Here is a 5069-nt window from a genome sequence, read left to right as displayed (position 1 = left end):
CGATTGAGCGAGAGTCCGTTTTCCGACTGCGGATGGGTTTGAGATTGCAAGGATTTGGAGTTCGAGACCGCCAAACCTTGCAATTTCGTTTTGTGGATTGAACGAAGCCGCTACCGCGGCGTGAACGGCGAGGTGGCGTAGAGCGCCTCCTGCCTGAGAGGATGTGGGTGTTGCAGCCCACCCCCTCAGACAGGAGTATTGAGATGGCCGATTTGAGCCCTCTTCGCCGCCGCATGATAGAGGACATGACCGTCCGCAATCTGTCGCCGGCGACGCAGCGATCCTACATCAGCGCGGTTTCGAAGTTCAGCCGTTATTTCGGCAAATCGCCGGATCGGCTGGAACTGGAAGACGTTCGCGCCTTTCAAGTGCATCTGGTCTCGACCGGCATATCATGGCCGGCGCTGAACCAGATCGTCTGTGCGCTGCGGTTTTTCTACGGCGTTACTCTTGGCGAGGCACTGATCCCGGAACGCATTCCCTATGCGCGAGAACCGCGCAAGCTGCCGGTCGTTCTCAGCGCCGACGAAGTGGTCCAGTTCCTCGAAGCAGTGTCCAGCCTGAAGAGCCGCGCCGCACTGACCACCGCCTATGCGGCCGGACTGAGGGCCTCCGAGGTAGCGGGACTGCGGATCGAAGACATCGACAGTGCTCGCGGTGTCATCCAGGTGCGCCACGGCAAGGGCGCGAAGGATCGCAACGTGATGCTGTCGCCCCAGCTGCTGGCATCCTGCGCACCTACTGGCGGCTCGCCCGGCCGCGCCTTTATCTGTTCCCGGGACGCGACGAAGACCATCCAATCGATCAGACCGTGTTGCATGCCGCCTGCCGGTCGGCGGTGAAGGCCGCGGGCCTGACCAAGCGCGTCACGCTGCACACGCTGCGCCACAGCTTCGCGACACATCTTCTCGAGAACGGAACCGACATCCGGATCATCCAGGTTCTGCTCGGGCACAATAACCTGTCGTCGACGGCGCGCTACACGCAGGTCGCCACCGATACGATCCGGGCGACGCAGAGCCCGCTCGACCGCCTGTCGCTGGAGGTGACGCCACCGGGATGACAACGCGTCCGGGATGCGGGTTATGGCCCGCCCCGACGTCCGTCCGCACAGACCCGCCATCGAGATTGCCGATATCTTGCGCCGGCATGGCGACGCCTATCGCCGTTTGCATGCCGGTCATCTCGGTCGGGTCGAGCGGCGCGTGATGAGTGCGATCGTGGCGTGCCGGACCGAGGCGCTCGGCGGCCACATGGAGGCTTGCGACGACTGCGGCACGACACGCGTCGCCTATAATTCTTGCCGCAACCGGCACTGTCCGAAGTGTCAGGGGCCAGCTCGAGCCGCGTGGCTCGCCGCGCGAGAAGCCGACCTGCTGCCGGTCCCCTATTTCCACGTCGTCTTCACACTGCCGGCTCCGATCGTGCGCATTTCGCTGATGGTGAGCGGTGATTTCACGCGATGGTGAGCAGGGATTTCGCGCGATCGTGAGCAGCCGCTTTGGCCGACATGGTGATTGGGTCAGGGGTTTGAGTTGGCGTCAAGAGTTTGATTGCGGGCGTTTTGTTTTCGCATGCTTTCTCCGGAGAGTTGAAGGCGGTGAGCGTTGTGAACGAGGCGGTCCAGGATGGCGTCGCCGAGGGTTGGGTCACCGAACACGTCAGAGTACCCCTATTCTCGGGCGGGTCGTGTCTCACGTCACGATCACTGACCCGCATCATTTTCTGTTCGGGCACCGGCGTGAGGTGCTGAAGGAGCGGTCGGGGCGCGGTCCCGCCTATGTCGTTGTCGCGCTGCCGGACGGCCGACCGCGGGCGGTTCGCATCGCGTCGACGGATTTTGCCGAGACAATAGCTTCTGGCCCGAACGCGGCCGATCTGCCGCGCGTCGGCGCACGTACGCTGATCCCATTGATGCAACATTTGAGCGCGAGTCTGAGCCTTCTTGACGAGAAGGTGATTCGCGATGACCCACCGACCGCTTCCAGGTCGCGTTGCGTATCGACCCATGCCGACGTTGGCAAATCCACCCGGCCGTCCGACGGACGACATTCCGCCCCTGTGGCCGAATTTGTCGACCGCGACGCAAACCCAGATCGCTCAAATCCTCGCCACGCTGCTGCGGCGGATGCAAGCGGTTCCCGGCACGCCCGGAAGGGAACTGGGTCGTGCTGATCAGCTTGAACGTCGCTGACGAGCGGCTCACGACTGCGCACAGAGCGAAGTTGGCCTATGTCTACGTGCGGCAGTCATCCGTGAACCAGGTGCGCCAGCATCAGGAGAGCACGGAGCTGCAGTACCGCCTCGTCGATCGCGCCATCGGTCTGGGCTGGCCGCCGGAGCGCGTCCAGGTCATTGACGAGGATCTGGGCAAATCCGGTGCTGGCGGTGTGGATCGTCATGGCTTCCAGAAGCTCATTGCCGAGATCGGTCTTGGCAACGCCGGTCTTGTGGTGAGCCTCGACGCTTCTCGCTTGGCCCGCAACAACCGGGACTGGCATCAGTTGCTCGAACTGTGCTCGGTGTTCGGTGTGCTCATTGCGGATGGCGAGCGGCTTTACGATCCGCGCGCTTACCACGACCGCCTGCTGTTGGGCTTGTCCGGCATCATGAGCGAGGCGGAGTTGCATCAGCTTCGGATGCGCCTTCACCAAGGGGAACGCCAGAAGGCGGCGCGGGGCGAACTGCGGCTGCCCCTGCCAGCCGGGCTCGCCTATGATCGCGCCGGCACGATTATTCTCAATCCTGATGAGGAGGTGCAGGCCCGTCTTCACTCGTTTTTGCCAAATTCCAGGAACTGCAAAGTGCCCGCCGTGTAATGCGGTACTTGGACCGGAACGGATTGTCCTTGCCGGTTCGGCCGCTGCTTGGACCAGCTCCACACGAGACCGTCTGGCGTGTGCCAGATAGTGCACGCGTCCTTAGTATCCTTCAAAATCCGGCTTATGCTGGGGCGTATGTTTATGGCCGCCGGCAAAAGGATCCGAGCCGATGCCAACCGGGATCGCTGACGGGAACGGTCAAGGTGGCGATCGCCGACTGGGCGGTTTGCCTCCGCGCTGCTCACCCGGGTTATATCAGCTGGGAGGAGTTCATGGCCAACCAGCGGCGACTGGCAGATAACGTCGCCCACTTTGAGGCAGGACACGCTGGCGTGCCGCGCAAGGGGGCAGCCCTGTTACAAGGAATTGCGATCTGCGGCCGTTGCGGACGGCGCATGAGCATGCGCTACACTGGCCCGAATGCCGACTATCCGGTCTATTGCTGCCGGTCGGATCGGGATCAGGAAGGCAGTGCACTGTGCCAGGAAGTCCGGGCCTTGGCGGTTGACGCCTTGGTCCAGCGGGTGGTCCTCGACGCTCTGTTGCCGGATCAGATTGAGATCGCACTCGCGGCGGCGAACCAACTGGAGCAGGAGAGCCGCCAGCTCGAGCGCCAATGGGCGCTTCGCGTAGAGCGCGCCCGCTACGAGGCCGAGCGCGATCGGCGTCAGTATGACGCCGTAGAGCCCGAGAACCGTCTCGTGGCGCGCTCACTTGAGCGGGCTTGGGAAGAGAAGCTGCGTGCCGTGGAGGCGGTCGAGCAGGAGCATGCGCGTTGTCGTGGGCAAGAGCCGCTTCTGATTGGCCCGGTGGAACGCGCAGGGCTACAAGCACTCGGCGAGAACCTGCCGCAGATTTGGAACGCGCCCACCACGTCGACAGCCGATCGCAAGCGCATTTTGCGATTCGTCATCCGCGAAGTCGTTCTTGATCAGAAGCGGATCCGAGGTCAAGTGTGGCTCAAAATCGTCTGGCAGACCGGCGCAACCAGCGAGCATCACGTGCAACGGCGCGTTCACACCTACCGCAATTACATCGACATTGATCGATTGCGGCAGCGGATCGTCGATTTGAATGCTGAACACAAAATGGATGCCGAGATCGCGGCAATACTCAACCAAGAAGGCTTCGTCGCCGCCCGAGGCTGCGCCTTCAAAGGCGAGAACGTCTGGCTGTTGCGCACCCGCTGGGGCATTCCCACCGTCAAGATCAACGGCGTGGACCAGAATCCCATGCGCTGGCCCGACGGCAGCTTCTCGATTCAAGGGGCAGCGGCTGAGCTTGGATTAACCCCGCAAACAGTGTTCGATTATCTTGCGCGCGGATTGCTGGCAGGTCGTCAGTTAGCCAAAGGTCAGCCATGGCAGATCGAGCTCTCAGACCAAAAAATTTGTCAGCTGCGTAATCGGGTACGACACACCAAGCATTCGAAGAAGGAGGCATCATGAAGTCATCGGCTCGCCGATAACGTCGTGCCAATGTTCGACGGGGACCTGGCTGGTGACGATGGTGGAGGCGCGACCGTGGCGATCGTCGAGGATCTCTAGAAGGTCGCGCCGTTCGGGCGGATTTAGAACTGACAGGCCCCAATCATCGAGGATCAGGAGTTGAACGCGGCCGATGGTTTTAAGCAGTCGGCCATATCGGCCGTCGCCGCGAGCCAGGGCAAGTGCCTCGAACAGACGCGGGACGCGATGATACTGGACCGAACGATTGTCGCGGCAGGCCTTGTGGCCGAGGGCGCAGGCAATCCAGCTCTTGCCGAGCCCGCACGAACCAGCGTCACAATGCCGGGTGTCCGGCGTTCGAGGTGCGGATCTTCTATCCGTTCCATCCACGGGCCGGGCAGATGGTGCAGGTCGAGCACCGCAAGCGGTTCGCCGGCGAGGATCATCTGGTCGTGGTTCAGCCCGACGGCACGCTCGCCCTGATTCCGGCATGGATGAGTGAGGAGACGGCTCGCTCCACGGCAATCACCGGCTCTCCTTGTTTATCTGTCGATAGGCTCGTCGAGCTGCGCGTCCGGCTCGATGCGCTTCTAGCCTCGCCTGACGGGGAATCAGCCCCGCACCAAGGAGGCGATCATGCGACCACGACCGAGCCGGCAGCGAGACCTGTTCGAAGTCGATCAAAAGATGTTGGACATTCCGACCACGCAGAAGCCTCTGCTTGTCAGCCTGATCGAGCGCATGCTGGTCGAGGCCCTAGCCGACGACGACATCGCGACAGACGCGGCCAGCGACAAGG

2 protein-coding genes and 4 pseudogenes are annotated in these 5069 nt (G+C 62.4%); 4 read left to right on the top strand and 2 right to left on the bottom strand.

Features of this window, described 5'->3' with window-relative positions; all coding sequences use genetic code 11:
- Positions 1-203: 203 nt before the first annotated feature.
- Together IVA74_RS14505 and IVA74_RS14500 are read left to right on the top strand one after the other, a co-directional pair.
- Positions 204-1063 (top strand): annotated as a pseudogene (locus IVA74_RS14505) (tyrosine-type recombinase/integrase).
- Between the two features lie 22 nt (positions 1064-1085).
- A pseudogene (locus tag IVA74_RS14500) lies at positions 1086-1415 on the top strand (transposase zinc-binding domain-containing protein); the annotation flags it as partial.
- A gap of 107 nt (positions 1416-1522) precedes the next feature.
- Here IVA74_RS14500 and IVA74_RS14495 read toward each other — a convergent pair.
- Positions 1523-1669 (bottom strand): annotated as a pseudogene (locus tag IVA74_RS14495) (ATP-binding protein); the annotation flags it as partial.
- 499 nt (positions 1670-2168) lie between these two features.
- On the opposite strand from IVA74_RS14495, the gene IVA74_RS14490 reads away from it, so the two are divergent.
- Positions 2169-2819, top strand: coding sequence for a recombinase family protein (locus IVA74_RS14490; protein ID WP_247344731.1), 651 nt, complete (start codon positions 2169-2171; stop codon positions 2817-2819).
- Positions 2819-4270 carry a recombinase family protein gene (locus IVA74_RS14485; protein ID WP_247344729.1) on the top strand — a complete coding sequence of 484 codons (1452 nt, stop codon included), beginning with the start codon at positions 2819-2821 and terminating at the stop codon, positions 4268-4270. Before IVA74_RS14490 ends, IVA74_RS14485 begins: the two co-directional genes overlap by 1 nt.
- Here IVA74_RS14485 and IVA74_RS14480 read toward each other — a convergent pair.
- Positions 4268-4591 (bottom strand): annotated as a pseudogene (locus IVA74_RS14480) (ATP-binding protein); the annotation flags it as partial. The gene IVA74_RS14485 and the pseudogene IVA74_RS14480 overlap by 3 nt on opposite strands.
- Between the last annotated feature and the right edge of the window lie 478 nt (positions 4592-5069).

The organism is Bradyrhizobium sp. 132, from assembly GCF_023074185.1.
GTDB lineage: Bacteria > Pseudomonadota > Alphaproteobacteria > Rhizobiales > Xanthobacteraceae > Bradyrhizobium.
This window is presented reverse-complemented; position numbering and strand designations above follow the sequence as displayed.

Excerpts from the sequence above, each read along its gene's own strand:
- IVA74_RS14485 (WP_247344729.1), top strand. The coding sequence starts at position 2,819 with ATGCGGTACTTGGACCGGAACGGATTGTCCTTGCCGGTTCGGCCGCTG.